The following is a 1,796-nucleotide window of genomic DNA, read 5'->3' as shown; positions in this document are numbered from 1 at the left end:
TTTTGCGACTTCATCTAAAATAGTTTGTTCATCTAGAGGCTTAATGGTCGGTACATGTAGCACTGAAACCTCAATGCCCTCTTTTTCAAGCTCTTCGGCTGCCTCAAGCGCACGCATGGTCAATAAACCAGTGGAAATGATGAGTAAGTCTTTACCCGGTTTAATCACCTGTGCCTTACCTAATTTAAACTGGTAATTGTATTTATCGAGCACTAATGGAACCTGTCCACGCAATAAACGCATATATACAGGGCCATTATGAGCGGCAATCTGAGGAATCGCCTGTTCAATTTCTAAGGCATCACATGGATCGATAACCATCAAGTTCGGCATTGCACGAAAAATGGCAATATCATCCGTTGCCTGATGACTTGGGCCATAACCCGTGGTTAATCCCGGAAGAGCTGCTACAATTTTCACATTCAGGTTATCTTCCGCAATCGCCATACAAATAAAATCGTAGGCACGCCGTGATGCAAACACAGCATAGGTAGTCGCAAAGGGAACAAATCCTTCACGAGCAAGTCCTGCTGCTGCACTCATCAAAAGTTGTTCTGCCATGCCCATTTGGAAAAACTTGTCTGGGTTTTCTTTAGCAAAGATATGTAGGTCAGTGTATTTAGATAAATCTGCTGACAAACCTACGATATCGTCACGCTCTTTTGCCAAGGCATTCAGTGCATGTCCAAATGGTGCGGGTTTGGTCGGTTGGCCCTCGGCAGCAATAGAAGCAATCATTGCCGAAGTGGTTAGTTTTTTCTTAGGAGGATTGGCTAACTGGCTCATGGTGTATTCCTTATTGTCCGTAGTGGGTCAAAATATTTAAAGCATCATCCCACTCATGTTCATCAACACGAATGAAGTGTGTTTTTTCGCGGCTTTCCAAGAACGACACACCCTTACCCATTTTGGTGTCACAAATAATGACGCGTGGGCATGCTCCTTTATGGTTTCGTGCTTGGTCGAATGCCGTAAGTAAAGCTTCCACGTCATTGCCATCTACGCGTTGGGTGTACCAACCAAATGACTGCCAACGGTCTACAATGGGTTCAAACGCTAAAATTTCGCTGGAGTGCCCATCTGCCTGCTGATTATTCACATCAATAATGGCAATCAAGTTATTTAATTTCCAATGAGAAGCAGACATAACCGCCTCCCATGTTGAGCCTTCATTTAACTCACCATCGGACAGTAAGTTATACACAAAAGCATCCGACTTTTTCTGTTTCAGTCCTAAACATGCGCCGACTGCAATTCCAAGACCATGCCCCAATGAACCACCTGTAATTTCCATGCCTGGTGTATATGAAGCCATGCCCGACATCGGTAGACGACTGTCATCTGCTCCATAAGTTTCAAGTTCTTCAAGCGGAATAATTTTTGCTTCAATCAAGGCTGCATAGAGTGCAATTGCATAGTGCCCAATAGAGAGATAAAAACGGTCACGACCTTCCCATTCAGGGTTTTCTGGCTGATATTTCATAGCATGGAAATAAGATACTGCCAGTAGATCTGCTGCACCTAAAGCTTGTCCAACATAGCCTTGGCCTTGTACTTGCCCCATACGTAAAGCATGCTGGCGAATGTTGTAGGCACGTTGTTGCAACTCTGCAATTTGGCCTACTTTATTAATATTTAACATTGTCATTTACTATTCCTTATTAACGATTGACCAGTTTTGCTGGAACACGCAGAACCAGACTGGCACCGAAAATTAATACTGCTGTGATTAAGAACATGCCGATTGCATTTGAACCTGTGTTGGTGGTGACCCAACCGATTAAATAAGGTGAGCA

Annotated in this window: 2 protein-coding genes and 1 pseudogene; all 3 read right to left on the bottom strand. The window is 43.7% G+C overall.

Annotation, left to right across the window (positions count from 1 at the left end; all coding sequences use genetic code 11):
• Window positions 1-786: transketolase family protein (locus UC75_RS11535; RefSeq protein ID WP_228137308.1), on the bottom strand; the 786-nt coding region annotated here is incomplete at its 3' end.
• A 10-nt stretch (window positions 787-796) separates the two neighbouring features.
• Complete coding sequence (locus tag UC75_RS11530; protein ID WP_128825268.1) at window positions 797-1,642, bottom strand: transketolase; 846 nt, start codon at window positions 1,640-1,642, stop codon at window positions 797-799.
• Window positions 1,643-1,661: 19 nt separating this feature from the next.
• Window positions 1,662-1,796 (bottom strand): annotated as a pseudogene (locus tag UC75_RS21355) (MFS transporter); the annotation flags it as partial.

It is taken from the genome of Acinetobacter sp. V2 (genome assembly GCF_001188385.1).
Taxonomy (GTDB): Bacteria; Pseudomonadota; Gammaproteobacteria; order Pseudomonadales; family Moraxellaceae; genus Acinetobacter; species Acinetobacter oleivorans.
This window is presented reverse-complemented; position numbering and strand designations above follow the sequence as displayed.